Source organism: Mesorhizobium sp. M1066, assembly GCF_040318635.1.
Classification (GTDB): domain Bacteria; phylum Pseudomonadota; class Alphaproteobacteria; order Rhizobiales; family Rhizobiaceae; genus Mesorhizobium.
In genome coordinates, this window is record NZ_JAMYMR010000025.1 from 18920 (window position 1) to 35596 (window position 16677).

The window sequence follows — 16677 nt, forward strand, 5'->3', positions numbered from 1 at the left end:
GCTCCAAGTTGGCTTGCGGTTTGCGTGCCCAAGGCTGGTTTGATCAACTGCACACCAGGACCGTGATGATAATTGAAACCGTCGCGAGCTCCGGCCCTTGGGCCAAACGGCCACATAAGTTTATTCGTTTTTGACCAATACGCGCCGGCGGATTCCTGTAATCTTCAGAAAAACACCGGGCTAACCGGGGCCAACCAGAAAGGTCGGGGAATGAAATACGTCGTCGATACGATCGGCGGTCCCACAGGCGGTGATGCCTGGCAAGCCGCTGTTACCGAAGCCTATTTTCCGCTCGACACCGAGTATCGGAACCGTCGTGAATTTTCAGGCACGCTGGAAACCTTCTCGCTTGGGCTCGTCAGCGTGTCTAAAATGCGCTGCGATGCCGTAAGCTATCGCCGCCATCGCCGCCACTTCCTCAACGAACGTGACGCCAGCCTGCTCATCACCATCCCGGAGATGTCGGAGGTGAATTTCTCGCAAGGGTCGAGGACCGTCAATTGCGGTCCGGGGGGCTTCCTCGTTGAGAGGGGAGATGCGCCTTACGAATTCTGGCACGGTAAGCCAAACGCGCTGTGGGTCCTGAAGGTGCCGTCGTCGAGCGTTCGGGCGCGGATCGGGTCTGCCGAACGGCTCAGTGCGCTCAGTTTCGACGCAACCCAAGGCGTCGCCGCGCTCTTCCTTGACACGGTGCGAACCACGATCGGCCATGTCGATGAGATCACTGAAGTCGCTCGTGAGATGATGGGCAGGCACATCCTGGAAATGCTGTGCCTGTCGATCGTGAGCGACGATCGCGTGCTGGACAGCAGCATCTCGTCGATCCGGGCCGGCCATTTGCATCGTGCCGAGCAGTATATTCGCGACAATCTGAAGAATTCCGGCCTCGGCCCGCAGGCGGTGGCCGATGCCTGCGGGATTTCCCTGCGTTATCTGCAGGTTCTTTTTCAGGACAGCAACCAGTCGATCAACGGCTTCATCCGCGACGCCCGGCTTGAACTTTGCTCCGAGGAACTGATGTCGGTGACCAACATCAGCAGCGTTGCCGAGATTGCTTACCGCTGGGGCTTTGCCGACCAGTCTCAATTCTGCAAGCACTACCGGACGCGGTTCGGTTGCGCACCGACTGACACCCGTCGCGAAGCAGCGAACCGAGCAGGCCGCGCTTCGACCTCAAGAGAGCGGCACTAGACCCGGCGAAATCCGGGCCAATTCCATAATCTATTGCGACGTCGCCCCGGCAAGGGCGGCGAAAGCCGGGCCTTGCCCGCAAATATCCCGCGAAGGAACTGTCATGAGCAGAATAAGAGTTGCCGTCGATGTCGGAGGGACTTTCACCGACATTTGCATCATGGACGAAGATAGCGGCGCGATCCGCATCGAGAAGACCGCCTCCACGCCTGACGATCCCATGCAGGCGATCATGAATGGCGTGGAGCAGGGCCGCATCGATCTTTCGGAGGTGACGCTGTTCTCTCATGGTACGACGGTCGCCACCAATGCGCTGATCACCCGCCGCCTGCCACGCACCGCAATGGTCTGCACCGAGGGTTTCCGTGATGTTGTCGAGATCCGCCGCGCCAACAAGGAAGACCTCTGGGACACCTACAAGGATGTCGCCAAGCCCTATATCCCGCGCCGCGACCGGCTGACAGTCCGGGAACGGGTCAGTGCCGAGGGCACGATCCTGGAAGCACTGGACGAAGAGGCCGCTCACCGCGTCGCGGAAATTCTCGTCAAACGGCAGGTCAAGTCCATCGCCGTCTGCTTCATGAACTCCTATGTCAACGGCGCCAATGAGCGCCGTATGCGTGAGATTCTGAAGGAGGCCATGCCGGATCTGCCGGTTTCGATCTCCTCGGAGGTGATGCCGGAAATCTTCGAGCACGAGCGTTTTTCCACCACCATGGCCAACGCCGTCTGCGCCCCGGTCGTCGTCGACTACGTGTCGCGTCTCGGAGAAAAGCTTGCCGCGGCCGGATACAAGCGAGATCTCCTGTTGCTGCACAGCGGTGGCGGGGTCATGACACCCGCAAGCGTCAGGGATTTCTCAGCCCGGCTCGCAGGATCGGGCATCGCCGCCGGTGCGATCGCAAGCCGCTTCATCGGAAATCTCTGTGGCTTCCAGAACTCGATCGGCTTCGACATGGGCGGCACCAGCACCGACGTCTCGCTCGCATGGAACGGGGAGTCGCGCATCACAAAAGACTGGTACATCGAATTCGGATATCCGATCCGCTTCCCCTCCATCGAGGTGCTGACCATCGGCGCGGGCGGCGGTTCGTTGGCATGGCAGGACGAGGGCGGCAGCTTGCGCAACGGACCGCAGTCCGCCGGCGCCTTTCCGGGCCCGGCCTGTTACAAGAATGGCAACCGCACCGCCACCAACACCGATGCCAATGTCGTGCTCGGTCGTCTCGGCACCAGCCTTGCGGGCGGCAAGATCACGCTCGACCCCGCTCTGGCCGCCCAGGCGGTTCAGGAGACGGTGGCGGAACCCTTCGGCATGGAACTCCACCAGGCGGCTGAGGCGATCATCGCCGTCGCCAACGCCAATATGGGCAATGCCGTCCGGCTTCTCTCCATCAGCCGGGGCTATGACCCACGAGACTTTGCGCTCGTCGCATTCGGCGGTGCAGGCGCTTTGCACGGAGCGGCCGTGGCGAAGGAGCTTTCGATTCCAACCGTGATCGTGCCGCCCAATCCTGGCGTCACCTCCGCGCTCGGTTGCCTTCTCGTCGACGTGCAGCATGATTTCTCCGAAAGCTTCATGGCCGATGCTTCGACGGTCTCGCCCGCCGAGATGCAGACGGCCTTTGTTCTGATGGAAGAACAGGCGGTTGAGCGTCTGACCCATGAGGGCGTGGCGCGCGAAGACATGGCACTGCAGCGTACGGTCGAGATGATGTACCAGGGCCAGTGGCGCTCGCTCGCGGTGTCAGCCCCGGCGCGGATCGAGAGCATCTGCTCGCTGATAGAGGCATTCCACAACGAGCACGAACGCGAGTTCAACTACCGCCGCGAAGAGGCGCCGGTGTCGATCTTCCGCATCGCGGTCAAGGCGATCGGCATCGTACCGAAAGCCGAGATGCCGCGGCATGAAGTCTTGCCGCACAAGCCACAGCCGGTCGGCCGCCGCGGCGTCTGGTTCGACGGCGTATCTCATGATGCGGCTGTCTATGAACGCGACCAACTCAGCGCCGGCGCTGCCTTTGGGGGACCCGCCATCGTCGAACAGTTCGATTCTACCACCGTGGTTCCGCCGGGAATGAGCGCCACCGTCGACGGCTTCCTGAACATTCTCATCGTGACGAAAGGCTGAGACATGACAAAGCTGATTGAAACGAGCCCCAGCCTCGATCCGGTAACGTTCGAGGTGCTGAAGAACTCCTTCATCACCACCGTCGACCAGATGGCCGAACAGATGCTTCGAACCTGCTATTCCTTCGTCATCTACAACCGAGACTTTTCGAACGCCCTGCACGACGCCGATGGCAACTCCGTTGCCCAGGGCAACTACGACATCGCGGTCCATGTCGGCACACTGCACAACACGTGCAAGGAGGTGATCCGGGTCTTCGAAGGCGATATGGCACCCGGCGACGTCTACGCAATCAACGATCCTTATGCCGGCGGTACGCATTTCAGCGACGTTCGGCTCGTCCGGCCGATCTTCGATGAAGACAAACTGATCGGCTTCTCACAGTCGAACGGCCACTGGTCGGATCTTGGCGGCTCGGTGCCGGGCTCCTTCGACGTCACCGCCCGCGACATGTTCCGCGAAGGCCTGCGGATCACGCCGCTGCGCCTTTTCCAGCGCGGCCGCTTCTGCTCCGATGTTGCCAACATGATCGCGGCCAACACGCGCGATCCCGCGTCGATCATTGGCGACATCCATTCCCAGGCGCAGGCGACGCAGGCCGCCGAGCGCGAACTGCTGCGGCTGGTCAAGAAGTACGGGCGTGGCCAGGTCATGCGCGGGATGGAGGAGGTTCAGGACTACGTCGAACGTGCCGTGCGAAAGCGTCTCGCGGAGCTGCCCGACGGCACTTGGGAGACGGTCGACTACATCGACCGCGATCTCGGTGCCGGCGAAGGCATGATCCCGATCCGCATCAAGATGACGATCAAGGGCGACACGATCCACTACGACTTTACGGGAAGCCATTCGACCATTGCCTCGATGTACAATTCCGCCCCGGGCGCGACCTTCTCGGCCGTGGTCGCCGGCATGAAAACCTTCTTTCCGGACCTCCCGCTCAACAGCGGATTTTACCGGATGATCGAGGTGACTGCGCCAAAGAACAGCATCGTCAGTGCGGAATGGCCGGTGGCGGTGACCGGGTTCCTGATGCCGTTCGAAAAGATCATGAACGCGATCTTCGAGATGTGGTCGAAGATCATGCCCGAACGCGCTATCGCCTGCGCCTTCAACCTCGAATATCTGCTGGCCGGGGGACGGGACGCGCGCAAACCCGAAAAGCCGATCTTCATGTTCTACGAATGGCTGCCGGGCGGTTGGGGCGGGCGCAACGGCAAGGATGGTGCCGATGTCACCACCGCCTGCTTCGGAACCGGGTTGATGTCGCAACCGAACGAAGGCAACGAACGGGTGAATCCGACTCGGACGGTCGAGTTCCAGATCAAGCAGGATTCAGCCGGGCCCGGCAAATGGCGGGGCGGCGTCGGCGTGCAGAAGACCTCGTTGCTGCTTGAGGCTGAAAATGCCGTCATGTCCTATATTTGCGACCGCGAGCGCGCTGTCGTTTGGGGTGTCGAAGGAGGCCTGCCGTCGATGCCCCACGGCTTGACCATGAAGCGCGCCGGAGAAGAGACCGAGATCTGGCTCGGCTCCGTATTCTCCGATTACTCCGTCCACACAGGCGACCAGTTCGCTCGTCCGACGGCCGGCGGCGGCGGTTTCGGCGATCCACTGCAGCGCGAGCCCCGCAAGGTGATGGAGGACGTGATCGACGACTACGTTTCTCTGGAGCGCGCCAAGACTGACTACGGCGTGGTGATCCGCGAAATCGACCGCGACCTGTGCCAGTACGAAATTGACGGCACGGCAACCGAAGCCTGCCGTGCCGACATCCGGGCGAAACGGAAGGGCTGGGCACGCATGGATCCTGAGGAGGTCGCACGCAAATATCGCTCCGGCGAGATCGATACGCTCGATGCGGTTCGGCACTATGCCGTGATCCTCGACTGGGAGACTGGCGAACTGCTCCCCGAAACCACCGCCCAGTTCCGTGAGAGCTTTGAGAAACGCACGGTCGCTCACTGGGCCTGAGCGTCAAGGAGCGCGCCGCCAGAGTTATCTGTTTTTTCGATATGATACTCAAAGAATTACTATTTCACAGGAGCCTAAAGCTGGAGCAACAATCCTGCAGCGCCGCGAAAGTTGGCTGCTTCCGAGGGGTATGACAATGGCACCAAGCGTGGAACAATCGTTCACCGCAGCCAGTACGATTGAAGAGGCAATGGCCGCACGCCGGCAAGGCGCGGCGGTGCTTGCCGGCGGCACCTGGATGATGCGTGATCCACGGCGCGGGGTCGAGCTTCCCGAGGCTGTGGTCGCCCTCCACCGAATACCGGCCTTGTCCAAGGTCGAAATCGGCTCGGACCATGTCGTGATCGGCGCAGCCGTTACCCACGCAGTCCTTGGCCGCGCGTTGCACGGGGCAGTGGGCTTCGAAGGTCTGGTTGCCGCGGCGGAGAATGCGGCCAATCCCGGCATCCGAAGGGTCGCCACCGTGGGCGGCAACCTTTGTACCCTCGACTTTGCCGCCGCCGATCTCGCCCCTGCGCTTCTCGCCTGTGAGGCGGCGGTGGAACTGGAGACGTTCGAAGGCCCAAAACTTCTCGGTATTTCAGATTTCCTCAAAGACAGGCATACGCTGCTGGCCGAAGCGATTGTGACGAGAATTCATCTGCGCCGCGACCTTGTCGCAAGTGCTCATATCCGCCTGCCGCTTCGGAAAGCCGGCGACTATCCGGTCGCCATCGTCTCGCTTGCGGTAGACAAGGACAAACGATGTCGCATCGCCGTCGGCTCGGTGGAGCCGGTAGCGCGGCGCTGGACGGCGCTCGAACAGGCCATGAGGGCAGGCCCGGCCTCTGCGTTCGATCCGGAACGCGCCGCCGGGCTGGCGCTTGAGCACAATGATTTTCAGGGCCGCGACGGCAAGGAAGCGGAGGGTTGGTACCGGCGCCAGGTTCTTGCGCCGCTGGTCAAGCGCGGTGTTGCCGCACTTCTCAAGACCGGGGGCCTGGCATGACCGTGATATTCCAGCTGAATGGCGAGGACTGCCGCTTTGATGGCGATCCGATGACGCCGCTCGTCGACATCCTGCGGGAACGATTCCTGACGGGGACCAAAGCCGTGTGCCGCGAAGGCTTCTGCGGCGCGTGCACCGTACATGTCGACAATGAGGCGGTGCCGTCCTGCCTGAAGCCGATTGGCCTGGTCCAGGGATGCGCGGTGACGACCATCGAGGGATTGAGTTCCGGAAACCAGGCGCTGCACCCGCTCCAGGCCAATTTCGAGGCGGCCGATGCCGTGCAATGCGGCATGTGTTTTCCGGGAATGGTCATGAGCCTTTCGGCGTTCGTGCGTGACAATCCGCATGCGAGCCGTCCCGAAATCAAGGCGGCGATGGTCGGCAACATCTGTCGCTGCACGGGATATGAGCGGATCGTCGACGCCGTGGCCGACTGCCTCGACCAAGCGCGGATGGCTGGCCAGGTGGTAGGAGGCATCCATGTCTGAGCTGTCCGCCTCGGTGATGAATCTTCCCCGCCGCGATGCGCAGGACAAGCTGCGCGGGCGCACGAAATACACCAACGACCGAGTTCGCCCCGACATGTTGCATGCGGTGCTGCTGCGGTCGACCGTTCCCGCTGGGCGGATCCGCAAGCTCGACGTTTCGGCAGCACTTCGCTGTCCTGGTGTGCGCGCGGTGGCGACCGGCGCCGATGCGCCAGGGCTCTACGGCATCGGCATTGCCGACCATCCGCTCCTGGCCATCGACACGATCCGCTATCACGGCGAACCAATCGCCGTCATTGCCGCCGAAACGGAGAAGCAGGCGCGGGCTGCGCTTGCAGTCGTCGTGCTTGAGGTCGAGCCACTGGCCCCGGTGTCCACCATGGCCGAAGCGCTCCAGCCCGCAGCACGTCTCGTCCACGAGGGCTGGCGCGGCTATGAGGTGATCACCGAGGGCGGTGCGCGTGCCGGCAACATCGCATGGGAGGCAAAATCCAGTCGCGGCGACGTCGATGCGGCCTTCGCCCGCCCCGACATACGCATTGTCGAGAGCAGCTTCACCGTCGGCCGGCAGAACCATGTGCCCTTCGAACCGCGCGTTGCCATCGGCTCCTGGGAGGACGGCCGTGCGCACATCCAGACCTCGACGCAGGTGCCCTGGACAGTGCGCAACGTCACCGGAAGGGTCATGCAGCTTCCGCCCGGGCGTGTGCGGGTCACCGTGCCCCCTGTCGGTGGCGGGTTCGGCCTGAAATTCGATGCTTCCATCGAGCCGATCACGGCACTTCTGGCGCGGATGACCGGGCGCACGGTGATCCTGGAAAACACCCGGCAGGAAGAGATGGCAACCTGTCTCTGCCGCGAGAATGCGGAAATCCGCATCCGGTCCGCGGTCACCGCCGAAGGATACATCGCCGGGCGCGAGGCGGTCGTGCTGATGGACTGCGGCGCGTATGGAGGCGAACAGGTTTTTCTGACGACGATGACGGCGCACACGCTGGGCGGCAATTACAGGGTTGGCGCAACGCGGCTCGTCAGCCGCGCCGTATACACCAACACACCACCCAACGGTGCTTTCCGGGCTTGCAACGGCGTCTACAACACATTCGCTTTGGAGCGACACACCGACGAAATCTGTGATGCGCTAGGCTTCGACCCGATGGAGTTCCGGAAGAAAAATGTCCTGGGAGATGGCGATCTCGGTGCCACGGGCCAGGTTTTCGAGGCCGACGTGCTGGGTCCGATGCTCGATCGCATGGAGACACTGCGCGCCAGTACCGGTACGTCAGAGGCCGAGGCCGACGGCAGGCTCTATGGTATTGCAACCACGGTCGGCACATGGTTCGTTTTCGTCGGGCCTTCGGCGGCGACGGTGAATTTGAACGCCGACGGCAGTGCAACACTGGTCACGTCGGGTGTGGAGATTGGTTCCGGCACGATGGTGCAATCCCTGCCGCAGATCGTGGCCGGGCAACTCGGCCTCGCTCCCGACCAGGTGATCGTGCGCGAAGCCGACACCGATGCCGCCGGTCTCGATGTCGGCGTTGGCGGCGGACGAACCACCGTGTCCATCGGCGCGGCAAGTGTGGCTGCCTGCGCGGAAGTGCGGGAGAAGCTGCTGCGGACCGCCGGCGAGATGCTGCAGACCCGACCGGAAGACCTGATGCTGCGGGACGGTCGTGTCGAGATCACGGGACGTCCCGGTTCCGGCATGTCGATCCCCGCTGTCGTCGCCCATGCGCAGGCGACCACTGGCCCGATCACAGGAAGCGGAGCCTTTGCCGCCAGGAACACTCCGGCAATGTCCGGCTGCGCGATGGGGCATTTCATCGATGCGCTCGACATTCCCGTCTTCGTCGTTCACGAGGCCGAGGTGGCGGTTGATCCGGACACCGGCCATGTCGAGGTGCTGGCCTATCGCGTGGTTCAAGATGTCGGCCGCGCGCTCAACCCGCGCGCCATCCTGGGCCAGATACAGGGCGGCGTGGTGCAGGGGCTGGGCTATGCGTTGCATGAGGAGGTGACGCTCACCGCCGACGGACGCATCGCGCAGGACGATTTCGAGACTTATCGCCTGCCGCTGGCACAGGACGTGATTCCGGTCGCCGCCGATCTCTACGAGGGCGCACCTTCGATGGGGCCTCTAGGCACCAAGGGCGCGGGCGAGGTTCCGATCCTGGCCGTGGGCGCGGCGATCGGCTGCGCTGTGGCACGCGCCATCGGCAAGCCGGTGCGGCAACTGCCACTGACGCCGCCGCGCGTGCTTCGACTGCTGCATGAGCGCGAACTACCGCCGGAATTCCCGCATATCGCCCCCGGCTGGGCAGCAAACATTCTGGGCTGAGGCAAGCAAACCATGGTCACCCTGAACTGCGACATGGGCGAAAGCTACGGCAACTGGCGCTTCGGCGACGATGCCGGCATCATGCCTCATATCGATTGCGCCAACATCGCCTGCGGCTTCCACGCCTCCGATCCATGGACGATGCTGAAGACCGTGCGGCTCGCGCTTTCGTATGGCAAGCGGGTCGGCGCGCATCCCTCCCTTCCCGATCGCGAGGGGTTCGGCCGACGCGAAATGAAACTTCAGCCGGAGGAACTGACAGCCGCCTTCCTCTACCAAATCGGTGCGCTGACAGGGATGCTGGCCGCCGAGGGCGGGGAGCTCAGCCATGTCAAGCCGCATGGCATCATTTACGGCATGGCCGCGCACGACGTGGACACTGCCCGGGCAATTGCCGCGGCGGTCAAGCCGTTCGGCGTCCCTCTCTTCGGCATGGCGGGAACCTTTCACGAGACGGCGGCAGCCGAACTCGGCGTTGCCTTCGTGGGCGAGTTCTTTCCCGATCTTGCCTACGCTCCCGGCGGGAGCCTGATCATCCCGCGCGTCCAGTCGGCCATCGACCTGACGCTTGCCGAGCACCGCATGGTGGGGGCGCTTACCCGACGCGAACTCGTCACGACAGACGGCACGATCCGCCCGGTCGACTTCGACACCGTCTGCATCCACTCCGATCCGCCGAATGCGCGCGACGTCGCCGCGCTGATGCGGCGGATCATCGACACCCATTCCAACGGCCTCCCATGATTTATTCTCCCGAATCGTGAAAGCTCCACGCACGGGATCGAGGACTATGTCGAACTCACTGCCCGAACCATTTTCCCCAAGCCGCTGAGGACTTCAATGGATGCGCTTTCCAACTCTCTCGCCGCCGCCGACATCGCCACCACCATGCACCCCTACACCAACCTGCGTCAGCATGAAGAAACCGGGCCGCTGATCATCAGCCGCGGCGACGGCATCCGTGTGTATGACGAACGCGGCAAGGAATACATCGAAGGGCTCGCCGGGCTGTGGTCGGCGGGCGTCGGCTTTTCGGAAAAGCGGTTGGCCGACGCTGCCTATCAGCAAATGCTGAAGCTGCCCTACTACCACACCTTCTCCTCCAAGGCGCATGAGCCATCCATCCGGCTCGCGGAGAAACTCGTGGAGATGACGCCGGAAAACCTGACGCGTGTCTTCTTCACGTCGTCGGGCTCGGAAGCCAACGACACCATCGTCAAGATGATGTGGTTCATGAACAATGCGCTGGGCCGGCCAAGAAAGAAGAAATTCCTGGCACGGACCAAGGGCTATCATGGCATCACCGTCGCCTCCGGCAGCCTGACAGGCCTGCCGGTCAACCACCGCGACTTCGATCTGCCGGCGATTCCCGTTCGCCACCTGACCTGCCCGCACCTCTATCGCTTCGGCATGGAAGGCGAAGACGAAGCCGCCTTCACGGCGCGTCTGCTCGCCGAGCTGGAAGCGGTGATCGCGGAAGAAGGGGCTGACAGCATCGCAGCCTTCATAGGAGAGCCGCTTATGGCAGCCGGCGGCGTTCTGCCTCCGCCGGTCGGATACTGGGAAGGCGTGGAGAAAATCTGCCGGGCAAATGATATCATTCTGATAGCAGACGAGGTGATCTGTGGTTTCGGGCGACTTGGTACGCCCTTCGGCGCTCAGAAATACGGCTTCACGCCTGATATCATGACGGTCTCCAAGCAAATCACGTCGTCTTATATGCCGCTTGCCGCCGTCGTTTTCTCCGATGCGATCTATCAGGCGATCGCCGACAACACCGCCACGATCGGCAATTTCGGCCACGGCTTCACGGCGTCGGGCCATCCGGTCGCGACGGCAGTGGGTCTCGAAAACCTCGCCATCTTCGAGGAGCGGGACCTGATCGGAAACGCGGCCCGCCTTGAGACGTCGTTCCAGGCCGGCATCCGCTCATTTGCCGATCACCCGCTTGTCGGCGAAGCGCGGGGCACCGGTCTTATCGGCGCCGTTGAGCTGGTGGCGGACAAGGCGACGAAACGCCCCTTCGCCAAGTTTGGGCGCGCAGGGAGTATCGCAGCAGGGATCGGTCACGAGGAAGGCCTCATCTTCCGCGCCATCGGCGATCAGCTCGCGCTCTGCCCGCCGATGATCTCGACCGAAGACGATGTGAAGGAAATCATGACGCGCATGGGCCGGACGCTTGAGCGCCTGACCGGTGCGGTTGCCAAGGAGGGACTTGAATGACCCGCATGAAAGCCGAACCGGTCGTCCATATCGACGACGAACGCTTCCGGGTCACCGAATGGCGCTTTGCCGCCACTCGCCTTTCTGGAGGTCGAGGTCGTTGAGACCGGCGACCTCGCAGCCAGGCGGCTCGCCGTACTCGACCGGTTCCTCGCGGCCTGGAACGCCCGCGACGTGGGCGCGCTGATGGACTGCATGGCTGAGAATTGCGCTTTCCACGGCTCGGCTGGACCCGATGCCGAAGGGCGCAAGCATATGGGGCGTGACGCCGTGCGTGCCGCCTATGCAGCGCTGTTCGATGCTTTCCCGAAAGCCGCGTGGACCAGGGGACGGCACGTCGTGACGGACGACACCGGGCTTTCATCATGGCGCTTCGTTGGCACCACGGCAGCGGGGCAGCAAATCGAAGTCGACGGCTGCGATATCTTCGCTTTCTCGGGGGAGCTCATAGCGCTCAAGGATTCCTACCGCAAAGCGCGAGGGTAGCGAAAATCTGAATTCATCGGGCGACGAGGGCGGTCCAAGCGGGCCGCCCTCATTTTTTGTCCAAAGGCAAGATCCTCAAAAGACGAAAGGCCGGGCTTACCCGGCCCATCTTCTCCTACTTGAGCAAGGCTTCCATCGGTACCGGCTCGGAAATCGTCCAGTTGCCTACAACGCCCGGCTTGCCGGCCTTGGTCTCGACGATCAGGTACCGCGTCTGGTTCTGGTGATGCAGTTCCGGCGTGAACGTACGAGGTCCGAACAGCGTCGGCTCATTCTTCATCTTTTCCAGTTCCGCGACGACGGCGTCGGCATCGGTCGTGCCTGCACGCTCCACCGCCTTGGCCCAGACGTCGACCATGACGTAGCCCGGAAAGACATACTGGCTCGAGGGATCGGCGCCGGTCTTCTGCTTGTAGGTGGCATTGAACTTCAGCACTTCCGGATTGGGATCGTCGCCATAGATCGACCCCTGAACGGGGACGTAGAAGTTCGTCAGATCGGGCACAGCCGAGAGCCAATAGCTGCCGTCGACGCCCGAGCCGTTCAGGATCATGGAGTTGATGCCCGCGGCGCGAAGCTGCTTGATGGCCGAGACGGCGCCCGGCATCATCGTGCAAAGCATGATCGCATCCGGCTCCTTCGGCAGAGACTTGATGCGGGTGATCTGCGCGGCGATGGAGGCGTCTTCGTTCTTGAAGGTGTCTTCACCGACAAGCTTCGCGCCCTGGGCTTCGAGCTTCGGCATCATCCAGTCGAAGCCGTCACAGATGCCCTTGTTGTAGGCCGTCCAGGTATCGAGCAGACGGTAGAAGTCCTTAGCGCCCTTTTCCTTGAATGCCCACTCGGCCATGGTTGCGCCCTGCACGGCCGCCAGCACCGACGCGGAGAAGCTGTGCGGGCCGACACCCTGGATGCCGGCCTTGACCGATTCCGCGCACAGGAAGAAAGAGATACGGCCCGCGTCCTCGGCCGCGAGCGCAGCCGGCGATCCGAAGTCGTAGTCACAGGAGACGACCACGAGATCCGCACCCTGGTCGAGCACGGAGAGACCCGCCTTGGCGCCTTCGGCCCGGTCGGACTTGGTGTCGGCCTTGACGACCTTGATCTGCTTTCCAAGCAGACCGCCAGCCGCATTGATTTCGTCGATGCGGATCAAGGCCGCCTCCTGCGCAGGCTTGTCATAGGCTTCCATGAAGCCCGACTCCGCAGTGGCGAAGCCGATGACGATGGTCTTGTCATCGGCGAGGGCCGGGTATGCGATGGACATCGAGGCTAGAGCGGTTGCGACAATTCTCATTTTGTATGTCATGCACGTCTCCTTTTTTGGCTTCCGGTCGGGCTTGTGCCGCCGGTCACTTGTTGCGACTGCTGCGGGGTAAGGTGAGCTCGCGGTTGCCCATGAGTCCGGATGGACGAAGCGCGAGGATCACGATCATGATGACGCCGAGGGCTATTTCCTGAACCCCTTTCGGGAGGGCGAAAGTGGACTCGCCGAGCGATACGCCTGCCTCCAGCCAGCGCAGCGCCTGGATGAGGGCGGACAGCAGGAGGACACCCACCACACCCCCCGACAGGCTGCCCATGCCGCCGACGACGAGCATGGAAAGAGTGATGAAGGTGAGACCGAGATAGAAGGTGTCGGGTGTGACCACGCCGATGGAATGAGCCATGAGCGCACCGCCCAGCCCCATCACCGCGCCTGATACGACGAATGCCACCAGTCTTTCCCTGGGAATATCGACTCCGGAAGCCGCAGCAGCGGTGGGCTCGTCGCGGGCAGCACGAAGGGCCAGGCCGGACCGGGAGATCGCGTGCGCCCAGGCGATGAAGATTGCGACCACGGCGCCGATGAGATACGGCCAGATCACGCGCACGATCGGAATGCCGACGACCGATGAGGTCGCTCCGGTCACGCTCTCCCAGTTGGAATAAATTGTGTTGATCATGGCGAGCATCGCGAAGGTCGCAATCGATGCTGCGATGCCCGATAATCGCATCAGAACCCGCCCGAAAATGAGAGCGGCGAGGGCGGCGAACAATGCCGCCAGCACAGCCGATTGCCAGTACGGCAAACGGGTCGCCAGCAGCCATTCGGGCAGTCCCGGCAGCGCACCGCGTTTCATCATCGGATTGATGGTGAGCCACGCGGCTGCGTAGGCACCAAGACAGGTGAAGCCGATATGCCCGAAGCTGAGGACGCCCGAATTTCCGATAAAGATGTATAGGCCCACGACGAGGATGACACGGACGAACACGTCGATCACCGTCTGGTTGAAGGGCCGCGATCCGGTCATCACCGTGATCAGCGCGATGGCCAGCAGCAGCAGAGAAAGCAGGACCGGAGTCAGGATTGTGCGGCGGGCAAGCGCGAAGCGGGCGGGCTTTCGCTCGGCAACCGCGGCAGAGTTGGCTAGGGAGGCGGCGACAGCCATTAAATCAGACCCTTTCCTTGGTGCCGCGCGCGGCAATAAGCCCTTGCGGGCGGAAGAGGAGAACGAGGATGACCGCTCCATAGACAAAGGCATCGCGGAATGGCCGGGCGTCGATGGGCAGCATGACCTGCATGATCACCGAGGCGGCACCCAGCAGGAAGCCGGCGAGCACGGCTCCCCCGAGGCTGCCGAGGCCGCCAATGACGGTAGCGATGAAAGCCATCAACATGATCGAGGCGCCCATCTGGATGTCCAGCGTGCCTGTCTGGGCGCCAAAGATCAGCGCAATGGCGGCGGCCAACGCGCCGGAGAGGGCGAACGCACCCATGATGACCCGGTTCGCACGCACACCCAGCATGCGGGCCATCGAGAAATTCTCGGCCGCCGCCCGCATCTCCAGGCCGAAGCGAGTTTGACGCAGGAACAATGTCAGGCCGATCAGGATGAATATCGTAGTCACGATCGTTATGAGTTGGAGGAGGGGAAGCCGGGCACCGAGGATCGCCACCGGCTGGGACAGTTCGGGCAGCAGCGAAATCGATTTCGGCCGACTGGAGAACAGCATGAGCAGGAAGTAGCGAATTACGAAACCGAGCGCGAAGGAGGCGATCATCATGGTTGCCGGATTTGCCTGGCGGAACCGCCTGAAGACGACGATTTCGCACAGCACCGACAGCCCGGCCCCGCAGAGGAGCACGAAGGGCACCAGAAGGTACCACGGCAATTGGCCGGCGAAGACGATGGCCATGGCGTCGGTTGACGGCCATAGCAGCGCGAAGACGCAGAAGGCGATGACGTCGCCATGCGCGAAGTTCACCAGCCGCATCACGCCGAAGATGAGGGCAATGCCGAGCGCGCCCAGCGCGTAGAGCGAACCAAGCGAGAGTGCGTCGAACAGGATCTGGAGCATCTCAGTGGTCCTCGTAGCCGAAATAGGCAGCCTGGATCGCCTCGCCATTGCCGAGCGTCCGCGCATCGCCATCGAGCACGATCTGTCCGCCACGCATCAGGATCATCCTCCCGCCCACCATCATCGCCCGGGCCGAGCTCTGCTCAACGATCAGGAGCGTGAGCTGGCGCTGCGCACGCAGCGCGATCAGCCGCTCGTAGACCTGGTCGTTGATGTTGGGGGCGAGGCCCAGCGAAGGCTCGTCGATGGCTACAAGCCGCGGATTGGTCATCAGCGCGCGTCCGATGACCAGCATTTGCTGCTGCCCGCCGGACAGCAATCCCGCCTGCCCGTGCCGCCTCTCTTTCAGCATCGGGAAGGTTGCGTAGACGGCTTCGAGTTCGTCGGCCGCTCGGCCGCGCCAGCCGCGTTCGCGGGCGTGCATGCCGGTTCCGACCAGAAGGTTCTCTTCGGTCGTCAGCGAGCCGAAGACATCGCGCCCCTCCGGCACCATGGAGAATCCGAGCCGGGCGATGTTCTCCGGCGCCTGGCCGGTGATCTCATGACCTGCAAGGTCGATCCGCCCGCCCGCCACCGGCGTAACACCGGCGATCGCGCGCAGCAGCGAAGACTTCCCGGCTCCGTTCGGGCCGGTGATGAACAGGATTTCTCCCTCGTCCATCGAGAAGGAGACATTGCGGACCGCCGTGAGACGGCTGTAGCGGATGGTGATATCGGAAAGGGCGAGCAGGCTCATTCCATCGCCTCCAGCACAGGCAGGTCGGTGTTCGCGGCTGTGCCCATATAGGCGTGGCGCACCTTTTCGCTGTCGCGGATCGCGGCAGGCGGGCCTTCCTCGATGATCGCTCCGGAATCGAGCACGACGATATGCTGGCAGAGGCCGAGCACCAGCCCGACATTGTGCTCGATGAGCAGGACACCACAGCCGAGATCGGCGGCGATGTGTCTTATCAGGGCCGAAAGCTCCCGCGCCTCCAGTGCACTCATGCCAGCCGCGGGCTCGTCGAGCAGGATGTATGCGGGCCGTCCCATCAGGGCGCGGCCAATGGCGACGCGGCGCTCGTCCGTATATGGCAACGTTCCGGCAATGCGGGTGCCCAGCCCACCGATGCCTATCCAGTCGAGCATCGCTTCCGCTTCGGCGACGGCAGCGCGCCGGCTCATTCCCAGACCAACGCCGGTTACCTCCAAATTGTCCAGCACAGGCAGGTCGCGGAAGAGCCGCCCACCCTGGAAGGTGCGGGCGATGCCGCGCCGCCGGACCTGATGCGGCTTGAGACCCGTGAGTGCTGCGCCGTCGAGCTTGATGGTGCCTTCCGTCGGTGCCTGGAAGCCGGTCAGCACGTTGACGAGCGTGGTCTTGCCAGCGCCATTCGGGCCGATGAGGCCACTAATGCGGCCGGGCGTAATTTGGAGGTCTACCGATGACAGGGCCTTCAGCCCCGCAAACGATACCGAGACGTTCTCCGCGCTCAGATGACTCATGACCCTTTCCTTCTTTCTACCGACGGAA

Annotated in this window: 14 protein-coding genes; 9 read left to right on the forward strand and 5 right to left on the reverse strand. The window is 62.9% G+C overall.

From position 1 onward, the window contains the following. Positions 1 to 210: 210 nt before the first annotated feature. The 9 genes from NKH52_RS24885 (at position 211) to NKH52_RS24925 (ending at position 11822) form a co-directional block, all read left to right on the forward strand. Positions 211 to 1191, forward strand: coding sequence for an AraC-like ligand-binding domain-containing protein (locus tag NKH52_RS24885; protein WP_023808993.1), 981 nt, complete (start codon positions 211 to 213; stop codon positions 1189 to 1191). Positions 1192 to 1294: 103 nt separating this feature from the next. Beyond that, a complete protein-coding gene (locus NKH52_RS24890) occupies positions 1295 to 3322 on the forward strand; it encodes a hydantoinase/oxoprolinase family protein (protein ID WP_352734750.1) in 2028 nt (675 codons plus the stop codon). 3 nt (positions 3323 to 3325) lie between these two features. After that, complete coding sequence (locus NKH52_RS24895; RefSeq protein WP_352734748.1) at positions 3326 to 5293, forward strand: hydantoinase B/oxoprolinase family protein; 1968 nt, start codon at positions 3326 to 3328, stop codon at positions 5291 to 5293. Between the two features lie 136 nt (positions 5294 to 5429). Further along, positions 5430 to 6281 (forward strand): FAD binding domain-containing protein, encoded by an 852-nt coding sequence (locus NKH52_RS24900; RefSeq protein ID WP_352734746.1) that lies wholly within the window; start codon positions 5430 to 5432, stop codon positions 6279 to 6281. Further along, positions 6278 to 6772, forward strand: coding sequence for a (2Fe-2S)-binding protein (locus tag NKH52_RS24905; protein ID WP_352734744.1), 495 nt, complete (start codon positions 6278 to 6280; stop codon positions 6770 to 6772). The genes NKH52_RS24900 and NKH52_RS24905 overlap by 4 nt, the downstream gene beginning before the upstream one ends. Then, positions 6765 to 9113 (forward strand): xanthine dehydrogenase family protein molybdopterin-binding subunit, encoded by a 2349-nt coding sequence (locus tag NKH52_RS24910; protein WP_352734742.1) that lies wholly within the window; start codon positions 6765 to 6767, stop codon positions 9111 to 9113. The genes NKH52_RS24905 and NKH52_RS24910 overlap by 8 nt, the downstream gene beginning before the upstream one ends. Positions 9114 to 9125: 12 nt before the next feature. Next, entirely contained in the window at positions 9126 to 9857 is a 732-nt protein-coding gene (locus tag NKH52_RS24915) for a LamB/YcsF family protein (RefSeq protein WP_352734740.1), read from the forward strand. A gap of 96 nt (positions 9858 to 9953) precedes the next feature. Next, positions 9954 to 11336 carry an aspartate aminotransferase family protein gene (locus NKH52_RS24920; RefSeq protein WP_352734738.1) on the forward strand — a complete coding sequence of 461 codons (1383 nt, stop codon included), beginning with the start codon at positions 9954 to 9956 and terminating at the stop codon, positions 11334 to 11336. A gap of 66 nt (positions 11337 to 11402) precedes the next feature. Beyond that, on the forward strand, positions 11403 to 11822 hold the full coding sequence (locus tag NKH52_RS24925; RefSeq protein WP_352734736.1) for a nuclear transport factor 2 family protein: 420 nt from the start codon (positions 11403 to 11405) through the stop codon (positions 11820 to 11822). 115 nt (positions 11823 to 11937) lie between these two features. Here the strand turns inward: NKH52_RS24925 and NKH52_RS24930 are convergent, their stop codons facing one another. Genes NKH52_RS24930 through NKH52_RS24950 form a run of 5 tightly spaced genes read right to left on the reverse strand, consistent with a single transcriptional unit; the run spans position 11938 to position 16649 of the window. Beyond that, positions 11938 to 13131: an ABC transporter substrate-binding protein gene (locus tag NKH52_RS24930; RefSeq protein WP_127255027.1), complete on the reverse strand. Its 1194-nt coding sequence runs from the start codon at positions 13129 to 13131 to the stop codon at positions 11938 to 11940. Positions 13132 to 13174: 43 nt separating this feature from the next. Then, complete coding sequence (locus tag NKH52_RS24935; RefSeq protein WP_352734734.1) at positions 13175 to 14254, reverse strand: branched-chain amino acid ABC transporter permease; 1080 nt, start codon at positions 14252 to 14254, stop codon at positions 13175 to 13177. Positions 14255 to 14258: 4 nt separating this feature from the next. After that, the gene (locus NKH52_RS24940; protein WP_352734732.1) at positions 14259 to 15164 is read right to left on the reverse strand and encodes a branched-chain amino acid ABC transporter permease; all 906 of its coding nucleotides are present in this window, start codon (positions 15162 to 15164) and stop codon (positions 14259 to 14261) included. A 1-nt stretch (position 15165) separates the two neighbouring features. Further along, positions 15166 to 15900: an ABC transporter ATP-binding protein gene (locus NKH52_RS24945; RefSeq protein ID WP_352734730.1), complete on the reverse strand. Its 735-nt coding sequence runs from the start codon at positions 15898 to 15900 to the stop codon at positions 15166 to 15168. Further along, a complete protein-coding gene (locus tag NKH52_RS24950; protein ID WP_352734728.1) occupies positions 15897 to 16649 on the reverse strand; it encodes an ABC transporter ATP-binding protein in 753 nt (250 codons plus the stop codon). Before NKH52_RS24950 ends, NKH52_RS24945 begins: the two co-directional genes overlap by 4 nt. Positions 16650 to 16677 lie beyond the last annotated feature (28 nt).